Genomic DNA, 23,741 nt, shown 5'->3' on the forward strand with positions numbered 1-23,741 from the left:
CGGAGGCGGAGCACCGGAGGTACGCGTAGGGGACGATGGTGCGCATGCCCTCCGGAAAGCCACCGGCTAGCCCCTTCACTCGTCTCGACTTCCAGCTGGTGCTGCTGCGCCGCATGGCCGACCACAATCCCGGCCTGGTGGAGGGCGCCCGGCACGAGCTGGGCGTCTCCGTCGCGGACATGAGGGAGGCCAACCGGCGGTGGCAGGCGATGGTCCGCTCCCCGCGGTCCCGGTCCGCCGCCTCCCGCTACCGCTCGGTCCTCGGCGAACCCGAGTCGGTGCTCACCCGCAGGATCGGCGACCTCGAGTGCGAGGCCCGCAGGTGGCCGCTTCCGCTCTGGCCCGACCTCCGCTTCGAGGTGCTCCTCACCCCGAACGGCACCGTCTGGAACGAGTGGCTGGTCCGCGCCCCCGGAGCCGAGGGGCCTTCGCTGCGGACCCTCGACGACCTCACCCCCTGGTCCTGCACGGTCGACGAGGCGGCCCGCGCCTTCGCCCCGGCCCGTCCCCTGCAGGGGACGGCGCCGACGCGGTGGGGGCTGGCCTTCACCGCCCCGGACGGTTACGGCGTGCGGTGGGAGTGTGCCGCCGAGTTCACGTGGGGCCTGTTGCAGCGGGTGGCGGTCGACGACCGGTCCGCCGACGGCGACCGGGGCGACTAGGCGCCTCAAAGGGCCGCCGCGAGGATCGCCGCCACGACGGCGGGCACCGACCCCGGATGCAGGAACAGGAACAGGTTCGGCTCGACCAGTTCCAGCTCCATCACCCGCGGCTGCCCGTCGTCCCCGTCCACCAGGTCGACGCGGGCGTACAGCAGGTGATCCGCGTCCGGTACGGCGGCCAGCGCCCGCTCGGCGACGGCGAGTTCGGCCGGGGTCGGCGTCCAGGCCTCCAGGCCCGGGTGGGCGACCTTGTCCGCGTCGAAGGCGGTGCCGGGAGCGAGGACGGCCCGTTTGCGGCTGGCGTGCAGGAGACGGCCGCCGTAGAACTGCAGCGCCCGTTCGCCGGCCGCGTCGATGCTCCGCATGTACGGCTGCACCATCGCCGTCAGCCCCTCCCCGTGCATGCGCGCGAGGTGCCGTACGGCCGTGTCGTGCTGCTCGGGCGTGTAGCGCGCCGCGTATCGGGCGCCCGCGCCGGAGGCCGGCTTGACGACGTACTCGCGGTCGCCGGGCAGGTCGGCCGGGTCGCCGGGCGCCAGGTACCGGGTGGGGACGACGGGCACGCCGGCCGCCGTCAGATCCCCGAGGTACCGCTTGTCGGTGTTCCACCGCACGACGTCCGCCGGATTGGCCAGCCGCGTGACCTTGGCGCAGCGTTCCGCCCACGCCACGAACTCGGCCGCCCGCCAGCTGTAGTCCCAGGTCGACCGTATGACGGCGAGGTCGTAGGCGCCCCAGTCGACGCCGGCGTCGTCCCAGAACACGGCGTCCGCCTCGGCGCCGGCCGCGCGCAGCGCCGTCAGCAGGACGGGCAGGTCGGCGTCCTTGCTGGTCCGGGGCCGGGGGTCGTAGGTGACGAGGGCGACTCGGGGCACGGCGGGGGTCCCTTCTCGTACGGCTCGTGGCCCCGCAGGCTAACCGCCGGCCCCGGAACCGGGGCAACCCGTTTGACCTTCACCTTCGGTGAAGCCCCAGCATCGGTGGCGAGGAACGGACGAGACGGACGGGGGACCCTCATGGAACCGCTGACGATCGGCGCCTTCTCCAAGGCGTGCCGGCTGTCGCCCAAGGCGCTGCGGCTGTACGACGAGCTGGAGCTGCTGCGTCCGGCGCGGGTCGACCCGGACACGGGATACCGGTACTACGCGGTCGAACAGCTGGAGCAGGCGCGGCTGGTGGCGTGGCTGCGGCGGCTCGGGATGCCGCTGGCCCGGATCCGTGAGGTGTGCGCCCTGGAACCGTCCGCCGCCGCCCGGGAGATCAGCGCCCACTGGGCGCGGGTCGAGGCGGAGACGGCCGCACGGCGGGATCTCGCCGCGTTCCTCGTGGACCACCTGACGCAGACACCGAGGAAAGACACCACCATGCTGGAACTGCGCTACTTCGCCCACTCGGACCGGGGGCAGGTCCGCCCCGAGAACCAGGACACCGCGTACGCGGGCACCCGGCTGCTCGCGGTCGCGGACGGCTTCGGACCGGCGGGCGCGCCCGCGAGCAGCGCCGCCGTGGAGGCGCTGAGGCTCCTGGACACGGAGGAGGTGCCGGCGGGCAACGTCCTCAACCTCCTGGAGGACGCGGTGCGGGGCGCGACGGAGGCGGTCCGGGACATCACCGGGGGCACGGACGACTACGGCACCACCCTGACCGCCCTGCTGTGGACGGGCTCCCGTCTCGCCCTGGTCCACATCGGAGATTCGCGCGCGTATCTGCTGCGCGACGGCGGCCTGTTCCGCATCACCGACGACCACACGATGGTCCAGTCGCTGATCGACGAGGGCCGCCTCACCCCCGAGGAGGCCACGGCCCACCCCCAACGCTCCCTCCTCCTCAAGGCCCTGCCGTCCGCCGCCCCCGCACCTGCGGACCTCCGCCTGCACGACGCCCGCCCCGGCGACCGCTACCTCCTGTGCTCCGACGGCCTGTCCACCGTCGTCCCCGACGACCGCATCCGCACCCTCCTCGGCGCCGCCCCGGCCCCGGACGAGGCCGTACGCACCCTGGTCGCCGAGGCGAACACGGCCGGCGGGCCGGACAACGTGAGCTGTGTGGTGGCGGACGTGGTGGAGACGGCGGCCTGAAGGGTTGCTCCGTTATTCCGGAATAGCGTAACGTCGGGGCATGGCCGATGACCCCTTGCAGGAGCGAGTCGCCGCGCTCGAAGAACGGGTGGCGCGGCTGGAGTTGAAACCTCGGGCGCCCCGGAGCGAGGTGTTCTGGGCGCTCGAGGGGCTGCGCGAGCGGCTGACCGGGGACGGTGAGGTTCTCTTCACCGGCGTCGTGGACCTGCCCACGGGCGAGCACTACGCCTGGCAGCAGGGCGCGGCGACGGCGGGACTGCTCGAAGCGGACTGGGCGGATCACGCCGCGCCGTACGCCGCCCTGGGGCACCCGGTGCGGCTCACCCTGCTGCGCGCGGTGCTCCGTGGCACCCGCTCCGCGGCCGGGTTGCAGGAGACGGCCGGACTGAACACGACCGGGCAGCTCTACCACCACCTCAAGCAACTCACCGCCACCGGCTGGCTCCAGGCCGAGGGGCGTGGCCACTACCAGGTGCCCGCGGGCAGAGTGGTCCCGCTGCTCGTGCTGTTGTCCGCGGTGGTGCCGGCACCGAACCCGACGACGACGCAGGAGTAGCTCATGAACCGACGGAATCTCCTGGGCGCGGCGACCGCCGCGGCCGGAATATCACTGTTACCCGGACACGCCACGGCTGCCGGGAACGACCTGGCCGCGCGGGTGCGGCCCTACCTGGACCGTGCGCTGGCCGCCGGCAGCCCGAGCGTCGTCTGCGGAGTCATCCGCGGCGCACACAGGCACGTGGCGGGCGCGTCCCAGGACGGCAGGGCACCGCACGGCAGGACGGTCTTCCAGCTCGGCTCGATAGGCAAGACCCTCACCGCGACGGCTCTCGCACGCGCCGTGAGCAGCGGGAGGGTCCGCCTCGACACACCGCCGGCCCTGCCCCCGGGCTTCCCGGTCCCCGGCAAGGGCCTTCGGCGGATCACCCTGGCCGACCTGGCGACCCACACCTCCGGCCTGCCCTCCCTGCCGCCCAACCTCCTCGCGGAGGCGGACCCGTACGACCCCTACGCGCACTACACACTGGACGACCTCGCCGCCGGCCTGGCCGAGACGCCCCTGAACACCGAGCCGGGCAGCACCTACGCCTATTCCAACCTCGGGTTCGGCCTGCTCGCCCAGGCGCTGGCCTTCGACGACGTGGACGCGATGCTGTGGCGCGACGTGGCAGCCCCGCTGGGCCTGCGCGACACGACGACGACCCTGCGACCGGACATGGCCCTGCGCAAGGCCACCGGCCATCTCGCCGGGGACGCCGTTCCCGACTGGCACGACCACGTCCTCACCGGCGCGGGCACGTCCGTCTACAGCACCGCCGACGACATGCTCCGCTTCCTCGGCGCACAACTGCGGCCGGACCGCTCACCGTTTCGCGACGCGATCGAACTGACCCAGCGCCCCCGCTTCACCGTCGCCCGGTCCCTGCGCCTCGGCCTCGGCTGGCACCTCAGCACGCTCCCCGACGGCCGCACCATGACCTGGCACAACGGCGGCACCGGCGGATTCAGCACCTGCGCGGCGTTCGACAGACGGAGCGGGACGGCGGTGGTGATGCTGGTGAACACCTTCAGCGAGGAGTCCACCGACAGCGCCCGCCCGGTGGACGAGCTGACCTTCGGGCTACTCGAAGCGTTGTAGGGGCGCGCGGAAAACAAAACAAGCCCCCCTGGTGCCGGTGACAGGCAGCGGGAGAGCCCGTATCTTCGATTGCGGAAACCGACGTGGGGGGGCCATGTCCGCAGAGTGGAATTTAGAGGAATTTTCCCGAAGCATTCTGAAGATGTACCGCGAGGAACTCACGGAGCGCGGAGGGAGTTTCAACCTCGCCCTGTTCGGCGATGCGGGCGCCGGAAAGAGTACGCTCGTCAACACGGTATTCGGAGTTGAGCAGGCCCAAACGGGCATCGGCAACCGGCAGACCGTCCATTTGCAGTTCTACCGGGAACCCGACGACGGGCCCCTCGGCATCTGGGACACTCCGGGTTTCGAAATCGGTGCGGGGACGGTCCCGACCCTGATCGCCGCAGTCGAGAGAACCCTGCAAAAAGCGAAGCAGGGAAACGGCGACGAGTCCATTCACGCGGTCTGGTTCGTCACGAGATCCGCAACGACGCGATTCCTCGATGCCCATGCGGAGCTGATCCGGTCCCTGCACGGTCTCGGACTTCCCGTGTTCTCCGTCCTGACCTGCGTGGACCGGCTCGACGACCGTGTCGACCCGAAAGCCCTCGCGCTGGCGGAGGCCATCACGGCCAGGCAACTCCCCCTGGCCGGCGGGAAGGTCTTCCTGGTCAACTCGATCGAGACCGTCCCACTGGCCGGCCCCACCTACCCGGTGCACGGAGTCAGGGAACTCCTTGATGCCACCGTGCGGGAGATCCCCGAATCCGTACGGATCGCGGCCATGGTCGCCCAGCGCCTCGACTTCACCGTTCAGCGCGCGCGGTCGAAAAACATCATCAGAGTGGCGATCGCCGGCGCACTGCCGGCCCATTCGGCCCCTCCGGTCCTGGACATGGCGTCGTTGCTCGCCGTCCACGGAGGCATGATGTCGGGGATCAGCGTGGCCTACGGTGTGCCGGTGGATGTGAAAGCACTCACTCACCTGCTGTGGAAGATCCTGGTCGGTGGCGTCGCCGTCAAAGAAGGCGCCGGCTGGCTGGCCCGCGAGTTGACCAAGCGAGCGGCTGAGGAAGCCGGAAAGAAGGCCGCGGTCAAAGGCTTCATCAAATTCGTACCGGGACTCAACTTCGTGGTCGGAGCCGTGAGCACAGTTGTCGGAGCACCGGCGATGTACACCGTCGGCCGCGCTTGGATGGATGTCTGCGAGTACCTTCGACACCACCCTGAGGAAATCAAGAGCGGGGGCGAGACCCGGTACCTCGATCTCTTCCTCAAGTGTTATCAGGAAAGGGTGCGGGACAGCGGGCCGAGCTGGTTGTCGGCACTCCTGCGGAGGTGACGGCGCATGAGCGGATTCCTCAGGCAGACGCGACCGCTGTTCGTGTCCAGTACCTTCGAGGACTTCCATGCCGAGCGGGACCTGCTGACGAGCATCGTCTTTCCCGAGATGGCGGAGCGCCTCGGCTCTCGGCGGTACGGGTTCGAGCCGATCGACCTTCGTCTGGGTGTGGACACCACGGTTCACGCCGACGAGGCGGCCAAGTCGCGTCTGGTCGTACAGGTCTGCCTGGCGGAGGTCGCCCGCAGCAGGCCCTTCGTGCTCGGCATGATCGGGGACCGCTACGGCTGGATGGTCCCGGACGAGCTGGCACGGACGACCGCCGAGGAGTCCGGGTACGAGGGGCCGACGGCCGGCCGGAGCATGACGGACCTGGAGCTTCAGTTCGGGCTTTTTCAGGGGCGCACTGACGGGCACCTGACCGGGGCACGCGTGTATGTCCGCGACCTGGACCTCAGCGGCGCGCCCCCTGAGGTCCGGAAGCGTTTCACGGACGCGGGAGAGGCCGCGAGACGCCTGCACGAGCTGAAGTGTGAGCTGCGCGAGTCGCTGGGTCCACAACGCTTCCGAGAGTACCGGGCCGTATGGGACGCACAGCAGAACCGTGTGGTGGGACTGGCCGATTTCCGAGCCATGGTGACAGAGGACCTGTGGGCCGACCTCGACGCCGCGACCTCGGGCTCCCGCGCCACGAACGTGGGCTGGCAGGCCCGGGAACGGGCAGTGCTCGACGAGTTCTTTCACTCCTCCGCGGCGGACTTCGTCGGCCGCACGACCCTGCTGCACGAGTTGAAGACATTCGCGAGGGGGTCCCGGACAGCGGGATCGCGGGCATCGGGATCGGGGACGGCACGGATCTGCGCGGTGACCGGTGTTCCGGGGTCCGGCAAGAGCAGCCTCGCCGCGGAACTGGTCCGGCAGTTGCGGGAATCCGACGACCTGCTGGTACTCGATCACGCCGCCGGCATCGGTGGCGAAGCCGGCTCCGTGGACACCATGCTGCGGCGTTGGCTGATGGAGCTGCCGAGCGACTCGCGTCCGGCAGCGGTGGACCAGCTCACGGGAGCAGACCTCGAGCGCGCGTTCGCCCATGCGCTCACCCGCGTTGCCGCTCAGCGGCCGGTCGCCCTCGTCGTCGACGCGGTCGACGAGTTCGAGCGATCGGTGCGCGCCCACCGGATGACCTGGCTCCCGAAGATCTGGCCCGAGGCAGCGAGGCTGATCTTCACCGCCACCGACGGCGACGATGTGGAAGCCGTGAGCCGGCGCACCGGGGCCCTGCGCCTGGAGCTCGGGCCGTTGGAGCCCGATGCGGCTGCCCGCCTCGTCGACGCGATCTACCGCCGGTATCGGCGTGCCGTCAATCGCGGCGTCAAGCAGGCGATTCTCGCGAAGCGGACGGCGGACGGTGCGGCGGCACACGGCTCACCGGTCTGGCTGGAGCTGGTCTGCCAGGAGATGAACCTGCTCAGTGCCGAGCACTTCGCGCGCTCGACCTCGTTCCCGGGCCTCGCCGACGAGCGCCTCACGGCCCTGCAGCTCGCCCTGGTGGAAGAGCTGCCGGCCACCCCGCGGGGGATGTACCTGCGCATGATGCGGCGCGCCGAAAAGGTCGCGGAGCTGGCCATTTCGGCGGGCACGGGATCCGACGGACAGCAGGGACCGGCGTGGGTCAAGGGCCTGATGGAGATGCTGGCCCTGGGCAGGCAGGGCTGGCGGGAGAGCGACTTCCGCGCGGTCATGGGCGACCTCACCGGCGTCCGATGGACCGACCTGCTCTTCTCCAGCGTCCGGCGGGTGTTCCGTGATCATCTGGTGCAGCGCGGTGCCGCAGGACAATGGGACTTCTCGCACAGCGCGTTCCGTACCGCGGCTCTCGACGCCCACACACTCCCCCCGTCCGGCCGACAGGACCTGCACGAGCGCCTCGCCGCACACCTGGCGGACCTGGATCCGGACGATGCCCACCGCCGACGTGAACTCATGCATCATCTCGTCGGCGCCGACGACAGACTGGGAGCAGCGCGGCTCTACGCGCGTGTGGAACCGGCCTCCGACCTGGCCCGCTGGGCGACGGACTCCTTGGCCGCCCGGTTCCACTCCGGGCCGGAGGGCAAGCCTTGGCTGGCGAGCCTGCTCTCCCAGGACGGACTCGGTTTCGCCGAGCGCCTGCAGCTCGGCCACATGATGCTGCGGAGCCTGGACGACCGGCTGACGGGCGACGGAGTCGGCACGGACGAGCGCCGTTCGCTTCTCGAGGTGATCCGTGACAGTACTGCCGCTGCCGTGGCGTCGGCGGCTTCCCCGCTGGCGCGGAAGCTGGCGGAGCGTCAGCACGCGGTGGTACTGCTGCGGTTGGCGGACCTGGCCATGGACATCGGAGACCGGGCCTCGGCCAGGCAGTCGTACGAGTACCTCGTCGCCGACAACCACCGTGCCGCGCGCGACTCGCAGGCGTTGCCTCTCGCGGAGGTCGACTTCGCCGTCGCGCTCGAACGGCTCGGCAGCATGGACCTGGTCGAAGGCCACCCGAGTGAGGCGAAGCGGCACTACGGCGAATGTGCGCACACGCTGGAGCGGTTGATCGCCGGGGGCCCGACGGACGTCGGTGATATGTACATGGCGTATTGCACCGCCCTCGAAGGCCTCGCCGAACTGTGCCGACAGGAGGGCGACGCCCCGACGGCCGCGACCCACTACGCGCGCATGGCTGCTCTGGAACCACACCTCCAGGGCAGCCCGCACCTGGCCGAATTCCGTATCCGGACACACGCCAACTCCGCGCGCCTGGCCGAAACCACCGACCGTCTCGCCGATGCCGCTCGCCATTACGCGGAGGCCGAGGACCTCGCGCGCCGCGCGGTCGAAGAAGCGCCGGAGAACGTCGAGTCACGCAGGCGATGGCTGCACATCCAGTCCGCTCTGGGGGACATCGAGCTCGCACGACGTCGTTCGGCACAGGCCATGCACTGGTACCTCCAGTCGCTCGAGGGCTACCGAAAGCTGGCGGCGGCCCTGCCCGACGACCTACCGACGCAGCAGCAACTGGCCGCGGCTCTCGCACGCTACGGCGACGCGCTGATGCAGGGCAGGACACCTCAGGACGCACACGCGGTCTTCCACGAATCACTCGCGATGCGGTCCCGCATCAGCGCGCTCGTCCCCGCCGACGTCTGGGCACGGCGGGACGTCGGTCTGGCGTACGAACGCGTCGCATCGCTCCCGGACGTCTCACCCGAGGAAGCGATCGAGCACCTCGACAAGGCGGTCGGAATCTACCGACAACTGTGGGCCGTTCGGCCCGAAGGCGAGGAAGAGCCCCGGACCCTGGCGATCGCCCTGTTCGCCCTGGCAGGTCAGACGATGCGCATCCCGTCACAGCGACTGGAGGGACTCCGGCTTCTGGGCGAGGCGCACTCCATACTGAGCGACCTCCGGGCGCGAGGTGTCACCCTGCACCCGGAGGGGAAGCGTGTCCTGGCCCTGCTGGACACGCAGTCCGGCGGCTCGGGCCGCTGGACCCACTCGGTCCGGCCGAACGACGAGGCCGCCTATGCCGAGCTCAACACGCGGGCTCTCATGGGTGAGCGAGCCCTCGGCATCGGTGACTTCGGCACCGCCGAAGAGGAGTTCGGCAAGGCGCTGGAACTGGCGCGGAGCATCGACCATCCCCCCAGCATCGCGCGCGCGACGGGCAGCCTGGGCAAGGTCGCTCTCGCCGGCGGGAACGCGCAGAAAGCCTCACGACTGCTGCGCTCCGCCGCCGACTACGCCCACACCCACGGCCTTTCCGCCGAGGAAAGCGTCACGCTGTCCCTCCTGGCGCGCCTCCATCATCAGATGGGAGACCCCGAGCTCGGTCTGCGCACCACTCTCCAGCGCGTCGAGATGGCGCGGCTGACCGGCAACGCGCCAGATCTCGGCTCGGCACTCGGCACCGCCGCCGAGTACCACATCAACGCGCGGCGGTTCGACCAGGCGCTGCCACTGTTGCGGGAAGCGGTCGAGGTACTCGGTGAGTACCGCGTCGACGACCAGCTCGCCGCCGCCTACATGTACCTCGGCTGGGCACTCCAGGAACTCGGTCGCGCGGAGGAGGCGATCGACGCGTATCTCCGGCACATCGACCTCAGCGAGACGCCCGACCTCCTCCCACAGATCAACGTGGGACCCCTGCTCGGCGAGGCGGGACGCCTGGACGAGGCCATCGAACAAGGCCGCCGCGCAGTCGCCCGCATGGAGTCCGAGGGCGTCGGTCCCATCGAGGCACTCCGCCGGTTGATCGCCGACTGGGAGAGACGACGAGACGCCGGAACCTGATCGTCCCAGGTCCTACCGCTCCTCGTCCGGCTCCCAGTCGAGCAGGCGGACCTTCGCGACCGTACGCACATGGCGGCGCATCGCGGCGGCCGCCTGCTTCGGCTGACCGGCGGCGATGGCGTCGAGGATCGCCTGATGCTGGGCCAGGGAGCGGTGGGGCCGGTGGGGCTGGCGCAGGGACTCGGTGCGGCTCTCGGCGATCTGGTCGGCGATGGAGCGCATGAACTCGGCGAGGAGGCTGCTGTGGGCGGCCGCGGTGACTGCCGCGTGGAAGAGCCGGTCGCCCTCGGTGCCGTGACCGCCCGCGGCGATCTCCTCGGCCATGTGGGCGAGTGCCGCCCGCATCGCCGCGAGGTCGTCGTCCGTGCGGCGCTCGGCGGCCAGTTCGGCGAGCTTGGTCTCCAGGGCCTCGCGGGCGTCCAGGACGTCCGGGAGGCGTCGGCGGCGCTCGACCATCCTCTCGACGGGTTCGACGTCCAGGCTGTCGCGGACCAGGTACGTCCCGCCGCCGTGCCGCGCCTCCACCAGGCCCTGGACCTCCAGGACCACGATCGCCTGCTTGACCGAGGCCCGGCTGACACCCAGCCGCTGGGCCAGGTCACGCTCGGGCGGGAGGCGGTCGCCGGCCTTCAGGCCGCCCTCGGTGACGTACTCGCGCAGCCGGTCGAGCACCTGCTCGTACAGGCGCTGTCTGGTCATGGGGCGCAGGGCGCCGGTCACGGGCTCGGTCACGGGGTCCCCCTCTCCTCGGGAGCCTAACACCGGGCCCTGCGGTGGCCGAGTGGCTGAGCCAATTCGTGCGCGACCCCTTGACGACGGTCCGCCGGGCGCCCACGCTAACCAGCCAACCGACCAAAGTGGCTCAGCCACTCGACCACTCGCCCCACGCACCGCGAAGTACACCGAAGTACCCCGAAGTACCCCCGCAACCGCTCCGGGACCCAAAGACGGGAGCCCGTATGTCCCCCGAACTCATCTCGATCCTCGTGCTCGTCGTGGTGTTCGTCATCGCCACCACCCGTTCCGTCAACATGGGCGCGCTCGCCTTCGCCGCCGCCTTCGCGGTCGGCGAGCTCGTCGCCGACCTCGACGCGGACGGCATCTTCGCCGGTTTTCCCGGCGACCTGTTCGTCGTGCTCGTCGGCGTCACGTACCTCTTCGCCATCGCGCGGGCCAACGGCACCACCGACTGGCTGGTCCACGCGTCCATCCGGCTCGTGAGGGGACGCGTCGCCCTGATCCCCTGGGTGATGTTCTTCCTCACCGGCGCGCTCACCGCGATCGGCGCGGTCAGCCCGGCCGCGGTCGCGATCGTGGCGCCGATCGCGCTCAGCTTCGCCGCCCGCTACGGGATCAGTCCGCTGCTGATGGGCGCGATGGTGGTGCACGGCGCCCAGGGCGGCGGCTTCTCGCCGATCAGCATCTACGGCACGATCGTCAACGGCATCGTCGAGCGCGAGAAGCTGCCGGGCAACGAGATCGCCCTGTTCCTCGCCTCCCTGATCGCCAACCTGATCATCGCGGGGGTCGTCTTCGTCCTGTTCGGCGGGCTCAAGCTGTGGGCGCGGGGGGCGGTCGCGCCGGACGCGGGCCCCGGCGAGGGCGACCTGCCGGAGGGCGGTACCGGTCCCCGCCCGTCCGCCAGGACCGGCGACGGCACCAGCCCCTCCGGCACCGCCACCGCCGTCGAAGCCCACCCCGGCACCACGGGCACCCCCGGCGCTCCCGACACCACCCGCCTCAACCCCGCCCGGATCGCCACCCTCACCGCACTGGTCGCCCTCGTCGTCGCCGTGCTCGCCCTCGACCTCGACGCCGGTCTGACCGCGATCACCCTCGCCGTCCTGCTGAGCGCCGCCTGGCCCGAGGACAGCCGCGCGGCGGTCGGTCAGATCGCCTGGTCGACGGTGCTGCTGATCTGCGGTGTCCTCACGTACGTCGGTGTCCTGGACGAGATGGGCACCATCACGTGGGCGGGCGAGGGCGTCGGCGGCATCGGCGTCCCGTTGCTGGCGGCCGTCCTGCTCTGCTACATCGGCGCGCTCGTGTCCGCGTTCGCCTCCTCCGTCGGGATCATGGGCGCGCTGATCCCGCTCGCCGTGCCGTTCCTCGCGCAGGGCGAGATCGGGGCGGTCGGCATGGTGGCGGCGCTCGCGGTGTCGGCGACGGTGGTGGACGTGAGCCCGTTCTCGACGAACGGCGCGCTGGTCCTGGCCGCGGCGCCGGACGTCGACCGCGAGCGTTTCTTCCGGCAGTTGATGATCTACGGAGGGATCGTGGTGGCGGTGGTTCCCGCGGTGGCGTGGCTGGTGATGGTCGTGCCGGGCTGGGGGTAGGAGCGACAGACGGCACCAGGCAGTGACAGTGAACAGTTAAGGAGTACGACGCGTGTCCTCTCTCTTCCCGGCCCTGACGGCCGGCCCGGCGGGGCGAGCCGCCCTGCGGTTCGGCGACCGGTCCCTGACGTACGGCGAGCTCGGCGCCGCCTCCGGTGCCCTCGCGGCGCGGATCGGCGGGGCGGGCCGGGTGGCCGTCTGGGCGACCCCGTCACTGGAGACGGCCGTCGCGGTGGTGGCGGCGCTGGAGGCCGGTGTCGCCGCCGTGCCGCTCAACCCGAAGTCCGGGGAGAAGGAACTCGGGCACATCCTGGCCGACAGCGCACCCGCCCTGGTGCTCGCCGCACCCGGTGACGAACTCCCGCCTCCCCTGCGGGATCTGGCCCGCGTCGACGTCGACGTACGGGCCACCGGACCCGTCCTCCACGGCGAGGCGTCCGTCGGCGACGATCCCGCCCTGGTCGTCTACACCTCCGGCACCACCGGCCCGCCCAAGGGGGCCGTCATCCCCCGCCGGGCGATCGCCGCCACCCTGGACGCCCTCGCCGACGCCTGGCAGTGGACCGGCGACGACGTGCTCGTCCACGGGCTGCCCCTGTTCCACGTCCACGGCCTGGTCCTGGGGATCCTCGGCCCGCTGCGGCGCGGCGGATCGGTCCGCCACCTGGGCCGGTTCGCCACCGAGGGCGTGACGCGCGAGCTGAACGACGGCGCGACCATGCTGTTCGGCGTCCCGACGATGTACCACCGCATCGCGGAGGCGCTTCCCGACGACCCCGCGCTGGCCAAGGCGCTGGGCCGGGCGCGGCTGCTCGTCTCCGGCTCCGCCGCGCTGCCCGTGCACGACCACGAGCGGATCACGACGGTGACGGGACAGCGCGTCATCGAGCGGTACGGCATGACGGAGACGCTCATGAACACGAGCGTCCGGGCGGACGGCGAGCCGCGCGCGGGCACGGTCGGCGTACCGCTGCCGGGCGTCGAGCTGCGGCTCGTGGAGGAGGACGGGACGCCGATCACGTCGTACGACGGCGAGAGCGTCGGCGAGATCCAGGTACGCGGCCCGAACCTGTTCACCGAGTACCTCAACCGGCCGGACGCCACGGCCGCCGCCTTCACCGCCGACGGCTGGTTCCGCACCGGGGACATGGCGGTGCGCGACCCGGACGGCTATGTCCGCATCGTCGGCCGCAAGGCCACCGACCTGATCAAGAGCGGGGGTTACAAGATCGGGGCGGGCGAGATCGAGAACGCGCTGCTGGAGCATCCGGGGGTGCGGGAGGCCGCGGTCACCGGCGAGCCGGATGCCGACCTGGGCGAGCGGATCGTGGCGTGGATCGTGCCGACGGACCCGCAATCACCCCCGGCGGACGCCGAGCTGGCGGACCACGTGGCGAGCCGCCTCGCCCCGCACAAGCGTCCCCGGGTGGTCCACCACCTGGCCTCCCTTCCCCGCAACGACATGGGGAAGATCGTGAAGCGGGCGCTGACCCGTGACTGACCGTCCGACGGCGCGCGAGATCCTCGCCGCCGTCACCGACGACTTCGCCGAACTCCCGTACCCCGAGCGGGCCGCCGGGCCCGACGGCCCGCTCGCCTGGCAGGGCTACGACGCCTCGCGCGCCCGCGCCGCCGAACGCACCGGCGAGCAGGAGTCCGTCGTCTGCGGGACCGGGCACGTGGAGGGCACCCGGGCGGTGCTGATCGCGTTCGAGTTCGGGTTCCTGGGCGGCTCGCTCGGCGAGCGCACCGGCGACCGGCTGGAGGCGGCGTACACGCACGCCCGCGAACACCGGTTGCCGGTGGTGCCGTTGACGGCGACCGGCGGCAGCCGCATGCAGGAGGGCATGCTCGCCCTCACCCAACTCCAGCGCGTGGCCCGCCAGTCGGCGCTCACCAGGCAGGCGGGGCTGCCGCAGGTCGCGGTCCTGCGGGACCCGACCACCGGCGGCGGCTGGGCCACGCTGGGCGCGGGCGCCGACGTGGTCCTCGCGCTGCCGGACGCGCAGGTCGGCTTCGCGGGCTCCCGGGTGCGGCCGCCGGACGCGGACCCGGCGGCGTACACGGCCGAGGCGCAGGTGGCGGCGGGCGCGGCCGACGCGGTCGTACGACCGGAGGACCTGCGCCACACGCTGGGCCGGTGGCTGGGGCTGCTGACGAGCCGGTCGGCCGCCCCCGCTCCGGTCCCCCCGCCCCTCGGCACGACGGACCTCCCGGCCACGGGCTGGGCCGCGGTCCAGCGCGCCCGCTCCCCCCGACGCCCGCGCGCCGAACGCTACCTGGACACCTACTTCGCCCACCGGGTGGCGATCAACGGCGACCGCTGCGGCGGCACCGACCCCGACGGCATGCTGTGCGGCTTCGGCGAGCACGAGGGCCGTACGGTCGCCTACGCCGCCCAGACCGGCACGGCGACCCGCCCCGCGGGCTACCGCACCGCCGCCCGCCTGATCCGCCTCGCGGACCGGCTCGGCATCCCGGTGCTCACTCTGGTGGACACCCCCGGCGCGGCCAACGACGCCGACGCCGAACGGCAGGGCGCGGGCGCCGCGATCGCGGACCTGTTCGGCGCGGTGGCCGCCGCCCGTACCCCGGTCACCACGCTGCTGATCGGCGAGGGCGGCTCGGGCGGCGCACTGGCCCTGGCGGCACCCGGCAACACCTGGGCCACGCCGGACAGCTACTTCTCGGTCATCGCTCCCGAACTGGCGGCGGCGATCCTGAAGCGAACCCCGCAGGAGGTCGAGGCGACGGCGGACCAACTCCGCCTCCGCCCCCAGGACTTGGCGGAACTGGGCGTGGTCCGGCATGCATCACGCGACAACCCCGGGCACCGTCCGTGACGACACCGGCTCACAAACCCCCGTTCAGCGGCACCCCGCCCGGCCCACCACAAGGCGCGCCCCCTCCCCCGCCGCCGCACGATGCCTAAGAGGCCACCACTCGGCGGCCCACGGTCTGTGCTCTCGGGAGGACCTGCCATGACCGCCAGTCTGGAGCAGCTGCGCCGCTGTCACTTCGCCGTCGACCTGGGTGCGGCGAGGACGCGGGTGTACGTGAAGGGGGCCGGGCTGGTCGTCGACCAGCCGTCCGCGGCCGCCGTGAACACCCGTACCGGCGCGCTGATCGCGGTCGGCGAGTTCGCGGAGAAGATGACGGGCCGTACGCCGGACTACATCCGTGTCGTCAGGCCCGTCTCCGGCGGCACGGTCGTCGACATCGAGATGGCCCAGCGCATGCTGCGGCACCTGCTCGGCGACAAGATGCGCCGCGCCCTGCGCCGCAAGCCCCGGCTGCGGGCCGCCGCCTGCACCCCGCACGACGCCGACCCGCTGGCCCAGCGCGCCGCGATCGAGACGCTCGTCGGGCTCGGCGCCCGCCGCGTGGAGCTGGTCGACACGCTGATCGCCGCCGCGATCGGCTGCGGACTGCCCGTCGAGCGGCCCGAGGCGACCATGATCATGGTGTGCGGGGCCGCGGCGACCCAGGTGGCCGTCCTCTCCCTCGGCTCGATCGTCACCGCCGAACGCGTCCCGGTGGGCGGCGAGGCCGTCGACCACGCGATCGTGCAGCACCTGCGCCACGAACACGAGCTGATGCTGCCGAGCCAGTCGGTACGGCCGCTGCAACTCGCCCTCTCCGGCAACGGCCTCACCCCGCACGGCCCGGCCCGCACCGAGATCCACGGACGGGACGTGGCCACCGGCCTGGCCCGTTCCGTCCAGGTCGACACCGCCGCCGTCCGCGACGCGATCGAGACCCCGCTGACGGCCGTGCTCGACGGCATCGGCCGGGTGCTGCGCAACTGCCCGCCCGACCTGGTCGCCGACCTCGCCGACCGCGGGATCATGATGGTCGGCGGCAGCGCCCTGCTGCCCGGCTTCGACCAGATGCTGCGGCACGCGACGGGCATGCCCGTGCACATCGCCGAGCGGCCGGACGTGTGTGCCGCCCAGGGCCTCGGCTACATGCTGGAAGGCAAGATCGAGCCGCTGGTCCTGGACCCGCTGGCCACCTGATCCGGCCCCGCCGTAAGCGGTCCGGCGGTGGCGCGGCAGCCGCAGGTCAGCGGACGAACCAGCACCGCACCCGCGTGCCCTCCACACCCGTGTGCACCCGCACCAGGTCGGTGACGAGGTTGACCATGAGCAGGCCCCGGCCGCCCCGCTGGTCGCGGCCGGCCGGCCTGCGGCCCGCCAGGGGATCCGTGAGGCGCCCCTTGTCGTGGACCTCGCAGATCACGTACCGGTCGTCGGCCCATACCCGCAGCGCGCCCGAACCGCCGCCGTGGACCACGCTGTTGGTGGTCAGCTCGGCGGTGACGAGCGCCAGGTCCTGGAGGCGGACACCGGTCAGACCGAGCCGGGCGGCCACGTCCGTGGCGACGTGGCGGGCCTGGGAGAGCGTGTCCGTGTCGTAGGCGAAGGCCGGCACGTCGGCGACGGGCGGCAGCGGCTCGTTGTAGCGGGCCACGACGTCCTCGGGGTCGTACGCCCCGCTGGCCTGCTCCGCCCCCGCGCCCCCGTGGATGACGGTCGGATGGGTGGCGTACGCGTCGGTGATGACCAACGGGTCGAGGCGCCGGACGTCGTAGGGACACAGGATGCTGACCGTGCGCCCCTGGAAGGCCGCGTTGATGAGCGCTTCGTGCTGGACGCAGGCGGGGTACTCGGTCTCCGACCGGCCCGCCCAGATCGGCTCACCGATGATCCGCACCCGTCGGCCGGGCGGCTGGGCGTCGGCGAAGGCCCGCAGCACGCCGGGGATGATCCGGCCGGGGTTGCGCCCGGCCTCCCGCATGTCCAGGAGCCGTACCGCGTCGGCGTCGGCGCCGAGGCCGTCCCGGATCAGCCGGAGGTTCTCACCGGGCACGGCGACCGCCACGGGGTCGCCGGCGGCGAGGCCGTCGCGCACGAAGGACACCGTGCCCGCCAGGTACTCCTGCTCGTCGCCGTAGAAGAGGGCGGGGTGGACGAAGGGCTCGAGGAGTTCGGCCGCGGCACTCATGACATCGACACCTCGATCGCCGGCAGGTCGGGCCAGAACATCTCCAGCACGCGGCGCAGAGTGTGCGGCGGCTGATCCAGCACTATCCTTCGGCCGTCACCGAGTTGCTGGGCGGCGGCAGCGAGCGCACCGGCTCCGGCCACGTCGACGAAGGTCACGGACGACAGCTCCAGGTAGTAGACATCCTCGTCCTCACGGACGGCCTGTTCCAGCACGCGCCGCCACACCTCGTGCGTCGCCAGGCCGACCTCCCCCGCCACGCGCAGCCCGCTGCGCTCGGCCAGGGGGGCCACCGTCAGTTCCGGGACCGCGGCTGCGGATCCGGAAGGTGCCAGGTACCGGATGCCCACACCGACTCCCCGTTCTTCCCGGACGAAAGCGCCGTACCCCGGACCGCACCCGACATTCCTGACGGCGGTGTGTAGTACGCCGTACGGCGGGCAGGCGCTCATTCAGCGCCGCCGGACCCCACCGTACCGGCCCGGCGGACGGGGGCACGCAGCGTCATGAAACTGTCGGTGACCAACAAGGCGGGGAGATGACCTCAGCGGCACACACACCTCTCGCGAAGCAGCTCACGGCGCTGGTGATCGAGAGCCGCGTGGACGCGGGCCGTGCGGTGCTCGTTCCGTGCGGGGAACTCATCCACGGATCCGCGGACATCCTGGCGAGGACCCTGGCCGAACTTCCGGACGGCATCAGCCGGTTGGAGCTGGACATGACCGGGGTGCTGTTCATGGACACGGCCGGTCTGGGTTTCCTGGAGACCCTCGGCGACTACGGCCGCCGGCAGGGCACAGTGGTCGTGACCGTGAACTGGGACGGCCAGCCGCGCCGGATACTCGAACTGGTCGGTCTGGACACCACGGACCCGCTGCACTCCCCGGACGGCGAATCCGCCCCCGAGCTCCACCACCCGGCCGCCCACTCGGCCGTGGCCCTGGAACGCGCGGAACGGCTGAAGCAGCTCCAGGAGGAGGTCGACCAGCTGCGCCAGGCGATCACCTCCCGGCCCGTGATCGACCAGGCGCGCGGCATTCTGATGGCCACCCACGCCTGTACCTCCGACGAGGCCTGGACCATCCTGCGCGAAGCCTCCCAGCTCTCCAACACCAAGCTCCGCACGGTCGCCGCGGCGGTCACCGCCAGCGCCGGCACCGACGGCCCGCCGCCCCCGGAGGACGTACGCACGGCCCTGCGCACGGCCGCGACACGGCACGGACGGTAGCGGTCTCGGCCAACCACGGCTCCTCACCGTGCCCATGCCCCCACAACCGTCGTGCGGCCTTGATCCGTTCCTCGGCCGGAGCATAGGTTCCGTCACATGACGAACCTTCGGATCGGCGTGATGTACGACCGCGACTGGGCCCCCGAAGGGCTGCCCGCATTCGCACGGCAGGCCGAGGCGCTGGGTGTGGACGACCTGTGGGTGGTCGAGGACCTCGGCTGGAACGGCGGGGTGTCGGCGGCGGCCGTGGCGCTGGGCGCGACGGAGCGCCTGCGGGTGGGCATCGGCATCACACCGGCTCCGCTGCGCAGCCCGGCGTTGCTGGCGATGGAACTGGCGACGCTGGCCCGGGTGTTCCCGGGACGGCTCGTGGCCGGGATCGGGCACGGGGTGCGGGAGTGGATGGTGTCGGTCGGCGTCGCGCCGCGTTCACCGCTGGCCCTGCTGGAGGAGACGATCACCGCCGTGCGCGCACTGCTGCGCGGGGAACGGGTGGAGCTGGAGGGCCGGGAGGTGCGGCTCGACGGCGTCCGGCTGGTGCACCCGCCCGCCGAACCGCCGCCCGTGGTCGCGGGCGTGGTCCGCCCCCGCTCGCTGGAACTGTCCGGCCGGGTCGCGGACGGCACGCTGATCGCCGAGGGTCACGGCCCGCGCGACCTGGAGAACACCCGGGCGCTCACCACCAAGGGCGGAGCCGGGCCCGGCCACACCCTGACGGTGCTGTCCTACTGCTGCGTGGGCGAGGACCCCGAGCAGGTGGCACAGACCCTGCACCCGCACACCGAGGGCCAGGGCACCTGGCTCGGCCGCCCGCAGGAAGAGGTGTTCACCGTCTCCGGCGGGCCCGCGCAGGCCGCCGAGCACCTCCACGAACTGCAAACGGCCGGGGCGGACACCGTCGTTCTGCGCATCGTGGGCCCCGAGCCGCTCCAGCAGCTCGAAGCCGTACTGGAGGCTCTCGGCCGCTGAGGGCCCCCGCGGGCTCCCCGGCCCCCCCTTCTACGGCGGCTCCGGCAACGGTTCCGTCCAGTCCGGGTCCGCCCAGCGCGCGAGGTCGTCCGGGTCGGGCAGACCGGGCCGGTACGCCGGATCCTGCTGTCGCCGGAGGCGGACGCTCGCGTGGAACACCGCGTCCCTGGGCACACCACGGGAGCGCCTGCCGACGAGGAACCAGAGCGGGCCGTTGCGGTGGACGGGGGCGTCGGCGAACTCCTTGCTCAGCGCCGTCGCCTCCACGTACGCGTCGCGCCGGAAGTCCAGGTCGTGGCGGACACCGTCGACGATCCACTTGAGGGTGATGGCGGAGAGCAGGGGATCCCCCTTCGCGTGGTCGAAGGTGCCGCCGACATCGGAGTGCGCCCCGGCGAACCAGACCTCCTCCAGAGTGTCCCGGACCGGCTGCGGCCGGGGCTTGACGAGGTATTCGCGGTAGGGGCGGCGCCTCTCGTCGAGGGACACGGCGTGCCGGATGCGGGCGGCGTTGGGCAGGGAGCGGGTGTAGGGCCACTGCAGATCGCCCGGGCGGAGGATGCCGGCCGCTTTGACGGTGTCCCAGAGGCCCAGGTAGGCGACCGGTACGGCGTAGCGCGAGACCTGCTTGGGGTCGTTGCGCTTGACCGTCTCCCACAGGGGGTTGGTGGTGGTGTGCCGGCAGAAGGCGTGCGAGAAGCGCGCGACCTCCTGCTGGCTTCGGCCGATGTCCTGGTTGAAGGCGTACTTGGCCACGGCGTAGGGGACGAGGTTCTCCGCGCCGGGCCGCATCAGGCCGGGCTTGTTGAGCATCCCGACGAGCGCGCGGGCCGTGTAGGCGCCGCGGCTGAATCCGAAGACGTACACGGAGTCCCCCGGCTCCCAGTGCCGCATCAGGTAGGTGTAGGCCTCGGCGAGGTTGGTTCTGAGCCCGGTCCCGAAGGCGAGGCCGCCGAGCCGGGAGAGCCGGTGGCCGAGGGGCCCGCGCGCGGTGGCCGACGACATGGTGCCGACGCCGGGGTCGTAGTAGAGGAGCTGGTCCGAGGGGCTGTCGGCGTTCAGCATCTCGTACAGCTTGACCACGTTGGTGGGGTTGCGGGCGCCGACCTGGTTGCCGGTTCCGTCGAGGCAGACGACGATCTTGCGTGGCATGACCGCTCCTCGCTATCCGACGGGCGGGGTGGACGCGTTTCTCGCCCCGGGGGGTATCTGCTGCTTGAACGCCGCCAGGGCGACGGGGCTGTCCGGCGGGGCGACCGCCATCATGCGGCGCCGCTGTGCCTCCGCCAGGGCGTCCCCGGCCGGTGTGCCGTGCCGGGCGTGGACGATGCGCACATGGCCGTCCCCGGAGCCCCGGCGGTCCACCGGGGCCACGCCGGCGTGGGTACCGTCGGGCAGGGTGACCCACAGCTGGAAGTCGTCGAACTTGAAGAAGTCCGCGGACTTGGTCGGCCAGGGGTAGTGGTGTTCGCCGGCCGCCTTGGGCAGGACCCCGGAGTGGTGGGGGTTGCTCATCGGCACGCACGCGTTGAAGAGCCCGTCGGTCCAGGCCTCGACGCCGTCGGCATCCGTGACGGGGGTGCCGAGGAGGGCTCGGGCGCGCTTGTAGCCGAGGGATTCCAGGGCCGGAAGCGTGAACGGGAAGGCGGCCACGAGGTCGGCGGCCTCCTGCCGGAGGCGTTCGACCTTCGCGGGGTCGGCGCAGAACTGCATGCTCCACTCGATGCCGACCCGGGCCCGGTACATCCGCCAGCCGCTCCCCGTCATGACCCAGAGGCTGCCGCCGTGGTGCATCTCCCAGGGCCCCGCCCCGTACGGCGCCTGCGCCGCGTCGCCGCTCAGCTCCTGGAGGATCTTCTTGGCCACCTTCTTCGCGGCACGGAAGTGACTGGACTCGGAGCGCTTGGGATGCTTCACGATGTGGATCTCCCAGGGGCGGGTCTCCCCGTGGGTGTGGGTCACTTCCAGGAGCGCACCGGCCCCCGGACCTGCGCTCTCCGGCGTTCTCACGGATCCGGCGTCTGCCATGGCCGGCCTCCTTCTGTCGGCGGCCCCGCACGCTGTGCCGCGCCCGAGCGCCGCTGTCTCCATCGTGCAGCGGCCGCCCGGCACCGTCGACTTCTGGGCAGACGGGGCTCTGCGGTGGCGTCTGTCCCGACGGTGACTCGCAGGTCACGGAACCCGTCGTTCGTCCGACGCACCGTGTGACCCGCGTGACGGAAGTGATCGAAGGCCTGAACCCGCGCCCGGGCTGGGTTAGCCTCGTCTCCTCGTTGGCGAACTGGCGTACGGCGCACATCATTTCGGGGGTTCCGTGTCAGAAGATCGGCGGTTACCACCTCAGACGGCGACGAGCGAGGCTTCCGCACTCCGGCAGACCGGTGCCGCTCCGCTGAACCCCGGCGACCCGGACCAGGTCGGCCCCTATGTGCCGCTGGCGCTGCTCGGCAGCGGCGGCATGGGACGGGTCTATCTGGCCCGCCCCGTGGACGACAGCCCCGGCCTGGTCGCGGTGAAGGTGATCAGGCCGGAGTACGCCGAAGACGCCAGGTTCCGGCGCAGGTTCGAGCGTGAGGCACTGGTGCACGCCCGGCTCCGCACCCCGCACACCCCGAGACTGTGCGGCACGGGCTTCCGGGACGAACTGCTGTGGATGGCCACCGAGTACCTCCCGGGGCTCGATCTGGCGGAGGCCGTACGGGAGGACGGCGCCCTGGAGACGGCCACGGTCTGGCGGCTGACGGCGCAGCTGGGGCAGGCGCTCGCCGACCTCGCCGCCGCGGGCATCGTGCACCGGGACCTGAAACCGTCCAACGTCCTGCTGACCGTCCGGGGCGCGCATGTGATCGACTTCGGCATCTCGAAGGCCGTGGACGCGAGCTCGATCACCGGCACGGGCAACCGCGTGGGAACTCCGGCCTACATGTCGCCGGAACACCTGAGGACCGGCCTGTCGGACACCGCGTCGGACGTGTTCTCGCTGGCCGGGACGCTGATCTACGCGGCGGCCGGACGTGCCCCGTTCGGCGACGGCACGGGTGTCGACGTGATGCACCGGGTGGCGTTCGAGGAGCCGGACCCGAAGCTGCTCGGCGAGATCGGGGCGGCGGACGCGGCGCTCGGCTCGCTGCTGTCCGCCTGCCTGGCCAAGGAGCCCGAGCTGCGGCCCACCCCCCGGGACCTCGTCGACGCGGCCGCGGCACACGCCGGGCCGCCCGGCTGGGCGGAGCCGCTGGGCGACAGGGTGCTGGCCCGGCAGCGGGCGTACGAGACGCTGCAGCGCCTCCCGGCCGAACGGAGGGCTCGCCCACGCCCTGCGGGCGAGCTGCGGAAGTCGGTGCCGCCCACTCCGCCCGCGCCAAAGAGCAGGCCCGCTCCCCCGGGTTTCGGGCCCGCGGCGGTGACGGCAGGTCCTTCCGCCCTCACCACCGTCACACCGTCGGAGCGGACCCGCCCGACCGGAGGCCGCGCCTGGGCGGGGAGAAAGCGGGTGCCGGCCGTCGCCGCGGTCATCACCCTCTGCGCGGTGGCCGCCGGCGCCTTCATGTTCGCCCGCCAGGACACCCCCGCGACCGCTCACGGTCCGGACGCCGGTGCCACGGCCTCCGCCGGCTCCGTGCCCGGCGACGCCGCCGCCTCGTCGATGCCCGGCGCCCCGCGAGGGGCCTCTCCCGAGGGCGCGCCGGGCAGGACCGCCGACAGCGCCGCCCACACCGACGGGAACGCCTCGTCCCCTGTGGCCTCCGCCTCCGCCGACGACGGCCCCACGAACGATCCCGCCGCCCCTGTGACCGAGCCCAGCGCCCCCGCCGACACCCCCGCGTCCCCGAGCCCGGAATCCTCCGAACCGGCCACCCCGCCCTGGATCTCCGACTGCACCCACTACTCCGGCAGCGGACGCACGAGCCAGGGGGACAGCGGCAAGCGCGTGCTGCAGGTGCAGTGCATGCTGACGAACCGCGGTTACGGCGTGGGCGGCAGCGGCGTGGACGGCGAGTTCGGCCCCGAAACGGACGCCGCGGTACGAAGCTTCCAGAGCGACAGGCGGCTGGACGTCGACGGCATCGTGGGCCACGACACCTGGGCGGCGCTCCGCAGCACCGAGTGAGAGCGGATGTTCACCGGTGCGGTCCTCACCGGTGCGTGCGCACCCTTGCGCGGGTCGTGCTCGCCGCGAG

General features: G+C 72.2%; 19 protein-coding genes. 13 read left to right on the forward strand and 6 right to left on the reverse strand.

What is annotated here, in order from left to right; translation table 11 throughout:
- Positions 1–35: 35 nt before the first annotated feature.
- Entirely contained in the window at positions 36–662 is a 627-nt protein-coding gene (locus tag ACZ5XS_RS27815) for a hypothetical protein (RefSeq protein ID WP_468655751.1), read from the forward strand.
- Positions 663–667: 5 nt separating this feature from the next.
- Here ACZ5XS_RS27815 and ACZ5XS_RS27820 read toward each other — a convergent pair whose 3' ends face one another.
- Positions 668–1,537 (reverse strand): ATP-grasp domain-containing protein, encoded by an 870-nt coding sequence (locus tag ACZ5XS_RS27820; RefSeq protein ID WP_468655753.1) that lies wholly within the window; start codon positions 1,535–1,537, stop codon positions 668–670.
- 141 nt (positions 1,538–1,678) lie between these two features.
- On the opposite strand from ACZ5XS_RS27820, the gene ACZ5XS_RS27825 reads away from it, so the two are divergent.
- From ACZ5XS_RS27825 to ACZ5XS_RS27845, 5 genes are all read left to right on the forward strand, one after another.
- A complete protein-coding gene (locus ACZ5XS_RS27825; RefSeq protein ID WP_468655755.1) occupies positions 1,679–2,740 on the forward strand; it encodes a MerR family transcriptional regulator in 1,062 nt (353 codons plus the stop codon).
- Between the two features lie 40 nt (positions 2,741–2,780).
- The gene (locus ACZ5XS_RS27830) at positions 2,781–3,296 is read left to right on the forward strand and encodes an ArsR/SmtB family transcription factor (RefSeq protein WP_468655757.1); all 516 of its coding nucleotides are present in this window, start codon (positions 2,781–2,783) and stop codon (positions 3,294–3,296) included.
- Positions 3,297–3,299: 3 nt separating this feature from the next.
- The gene (locus ACZ5XS_RS27835; RefSeq protein ID WP_468655759.1) at positions 3,300–4,379 is read left to right on the forward strand and encodes a serine hydrolase domain-containing protein; all 1,080 of its coding nucleotides are present in this window, start codon (positions 3,300–3,302) and stop codon (positions 4,377–4,379) included.
- Positions 4,380–4,473: 94 nt separating this feature from the next.
- Positions 4,474–5,703: a GTPase family protein gene (locus ACZ5XS_RS27840; RefSeq protein ID WP_468655761.1), complete on the forward strand. Its 1,230-nt coding sequence runs from the start codon at positions 4,474–4,476 to the stop codon at positions 5,701–5,703.
- 6 nt (positions 5,704–5,709) lie between these two features.
- Positions 5,710–10,023, forward strand: a complete 4,314-nt coding sequence (locus tag ACZ5XS_RS27845; RefSeq protein ID WP_468655763.1) for a DUF4062 domain-containing protein — start codon at positions 5,710–5,712, stop codon at positions 10,021–10,023.
- A 12-nt stretch (positions 10,024–10,035) separates the two neighbouring features.
- Here ACZ5XS_RS27845 and ACZ5XS_RS27850 read toward each other — a convergent pair whose 3' ends face one another.
- Complete coding sequence (locus tag ACZ5XS_RS27850; RefSeq protein WP_468655831.1) at positions 10,036–10,743, reverse strand: FadR/GntR family transcriptional regulator; 708 nt, start codon at positions 10,741–10,743, stop codon at positions 10,036–10,038.
- A gap of 239 nt (positions 10,744–10,982) precedes the next feature.
- Here ACZ5XS_RS27850 and ACZ5XS_RS27855 point away from each other — a divergent pair, with 239 nt between their 5' ends.
- The 4 genes from ACZ5XS_RS27855 to ACZ5XS_RS27870 all read left to right on the forward strand — a co-directional run bounded on the left by ACZ5XS_RS27855 (position 10,983) and on the right by ACZ5XS_RS27870 (position 16,378).
- Positions 10,983–12,359: an SLC13 family permease gene (locus ACZ5XS_RS27855; protein WP_468655765.1), complete on the forward strand. Its 1,377-nt coding sequence runs from the start codon at positions 10,983–10,985 to the stop codon at positions 12,357–12,359.
- Between the two features lie 52 nt (positions 12,360–12,411).
- Complete coding sequence (locus ACZ5XS_RS27860) at positions 12,412–13,860, forward strand: acyl-CoA synthetase (RefSeq protein WP_468655767.1); 1,449 nt, start codon at positions 12,412–12,414, stop codon at positions 13,858–13,860.
- On the forward strand, positions 13,853–15,202 hold the full coding sequence (locus ACZ5XS_RS27865) for a carboxyl transferase domain-containing protein (protein WP_468655769.1): 1,350 nt from the start codon (positions 13,853–13,855) through the stop codon (positions 15,200–15,202). Before ACZ5XS_RS27860 ends, ACZ5XS_RS27865 begins: the two co-directional genes overlap by 8 nt.
- A gap of 138 nt (positions 15,203–15,340) precedes the next feature.
- On the forward strand, positions 15,341–16,378 hold the full coding sequence (locus ACZ5XS_RS27870) for a rod shape-determining protein (RefSeq protein ID WP_468655771.1): 1,038 nt from the start codon (positions 15,341–15,343) through the stop codon (positions 16,376–16,378).
- A gap of 46 nt (positions 16,379–16,424) precedes the next feature.
- Here ACZ5XS_RS27870 and ACZ5XS_RS27875 read toward each other — a convergent pair whose 3' ends face one another.
- Positions 16,425–17,366 (reverse strand): anti-sigma factor RsbA family regulatory protein, encoded by a 942-nt coding sequence (locus tag ACZ5XS_RS27875; protein ID WP_468655773.1) that lies wholly within the window; start codon positions 17,364–17,366, stop codon positions 16,425–16,427.
- Positions 17,363–17,716, reverse strand: coding sequence for an STAS domain-containing protein (locus tag ACZ5XS_RS27880; protein ID WP_468655775.1), 354 nt, complete (start codon positions 17,714–17,716; stop codon positions 17,363–17,365). The genes ACZ5XS_RS27875 and ACZ5XS_RS27880 overlap by 4 nt, the downstream gene beginning before the upstream one ends.
- A gap of 188 nt (positions 17,717–17,904) precedes the next feature.
- On the opposite strand from ACZ5XS_RS27880, the gene ACZ5XS_RS27885 reads away from it, so the two are divergent.
- Positions 17,905–18,594, forward strand: a complete 690-nt coding sequence (locus ACZ5XS_RS27885; RefSeq protein ID WP_468655777.1) for an ANTAR domain-containing protein — start codon at positions 17,905–17,907, stop codon at positions 18,592–18,594.
- Between the two features lie 96 nt (positions 18,595–18,690).
- A complete protein-coding gene (locus tag ACZ5XS_RS27890) occupies positions 18,691–19,563 on the forward strand; it encodes an LLM class flavin-dependent oxidoreductase (RefSeq protein ID WP_468655779.1) in 873 nt (290 codons plus the stop codon).
- 30 nt (positions 19,564–19,593) lie between these two features.
- Here the strand turns inward: ACZ5XS_RS27890 and ACZ5XS_RS27895 are convergent, their stop codons facing one another.
- Both ACZ5XS_RS27895 and ACZ5XS_RS27900 read right to left on the reverse strand, forming a co-directional pair.
- Positions 19,594–20,715, reverse strand: coding sequence for a DUF2235 domain-containing protein (locus ACZ5XS_RS27895; protein WP_468655781.1), 1,122 nt, complete (start codon positions 20,713–20,715; stop codon positions 19,594–19,596).
- A gap of 12 nt (positions 20,716–20,727) precedes the next feature.
- Positions 20,728–21,591 (reverse strand): DUF6424 family protein, encoded by an 864-nt coding sequence (locus tag ACZ5XS_RS27900; RefSeq protein WP_468655783.1) that lies wholly within the window; start codon positions 21,589–21,591, stop codon positions 20,728–20,730.
- 286 nt (positions 21,592–21,877) lie between these two features.
- Between ACZ5XS_RS27900 and ACZ5XS_RS27905 the strand changes: the two genes are divergently transcribed.
- Complete coding sequence (locus ACZ5XS_RS27905) at positions 21,878–23,671, forward strand: protein kinase domain-containing protein (RefSeq protein ID WP_468655785.1); 1,794 nt, start codon at positions 21,878–21,880, stop codon at positions 23,669–23,671.
- Positions 23,672–23,741: the final 70 nt, after the last annotated feature.

Source organism: Streptomyces sp. NPDC033131 (assembly GCF_055578365.1).

Coding starts and splice junctions, on each gene's coding strand:
- ACZ5XS_RS27840 (WP_468655761.1), top strand. CDS start 4,474: ATGTCCGCAGAGTGGAATTTAGAGGAATTTTCCCGAAGCATTCTGAAG.
- ACZ5XS_RS27815 (WP_468655751.1), top strand. CDS start 36: ATGGTGCGCATGCCCTCCGGAAAGCCACCGGCTAGCCCCTTCACTCGT.
- ACZ5XS_RS27830 (WP_468655757.1), top strand. CDS start 2,781: ATGGCCGATGACCCCTTGCAGGAGCGAGTCGCCGCGCTCGAAGAACGG.
- ACZ5XS_RS27900 (WP_468655783.1), bottom strand. CDS start 21,591: ATGGCAGACGCCGGATCCGTGAGAACGCCGGAGAGCGCAGGTCCGGGG.
- ACZ5XS_RS27835 (WP_468655759.1), top strand. CDS start 3,300: ATGAACCGACGGAATCTCCTGGGCGCGGCGACCGCCGCGGCCGGAATA.
- ACZ5XS_RS27825 (WP_468655755.1), top strand. CDS start 1,679: ATGGAACCGCTGACGATCGGCGCCTTCTCCAAGGCGTGCCGGCTGTCG.
- ACZ5XS_RS27870 (WP_468655771.1), top strand. CDS start 15,341: ATGACCGCCAGTCTGGAGCAGCTGCGCCGCTGTCACTTCGCCGTCGAC.
- ACZ5XS_RS27875 (WP_468655773.1), bottom strand. CDS start 17,366: ATGAGTGCCGCGGCCGAACTCCTCGAGCCCTTCGTCCACCCCGCCCTC.
- ACZ5XS_RS27890 (WP_468655779.1), top strand. CDS start 18,691: ATGACGAACCTTCGGATCGGCGTGATGTACGACCGCGACTGGGCCCCC.
- ACZ5XS_RS27895 (WP_468655781.1), bottom strand. CDS start 20,715: ATGCCACGCAAGATCGTCGTCTGCCTCGACGGAACCGGCAACCAGGTC.
- ACZ5XS_RS27855 (WP_468655765.1), top strand. CDS start 10,983: ATGTCCCCCGAACTCATCTCGATCCTCGTGCTCGTCGTGGTGTTCGTC.
- ACZ5XS_RS27885 (WP_468655777.1), top strand. CDS start 17,905: ATGACCTCAGCGGCACACACACCTCTCGCGAAGCAGCTCACGGCGCTG.
- ACZ5XS_RS27845 (WP_468655763.1), top strand. CDS start 5,710: ATGAGCGGATTCCTCAGGCAGACGCGACCGCTGTTCGTGTCCAGTACC.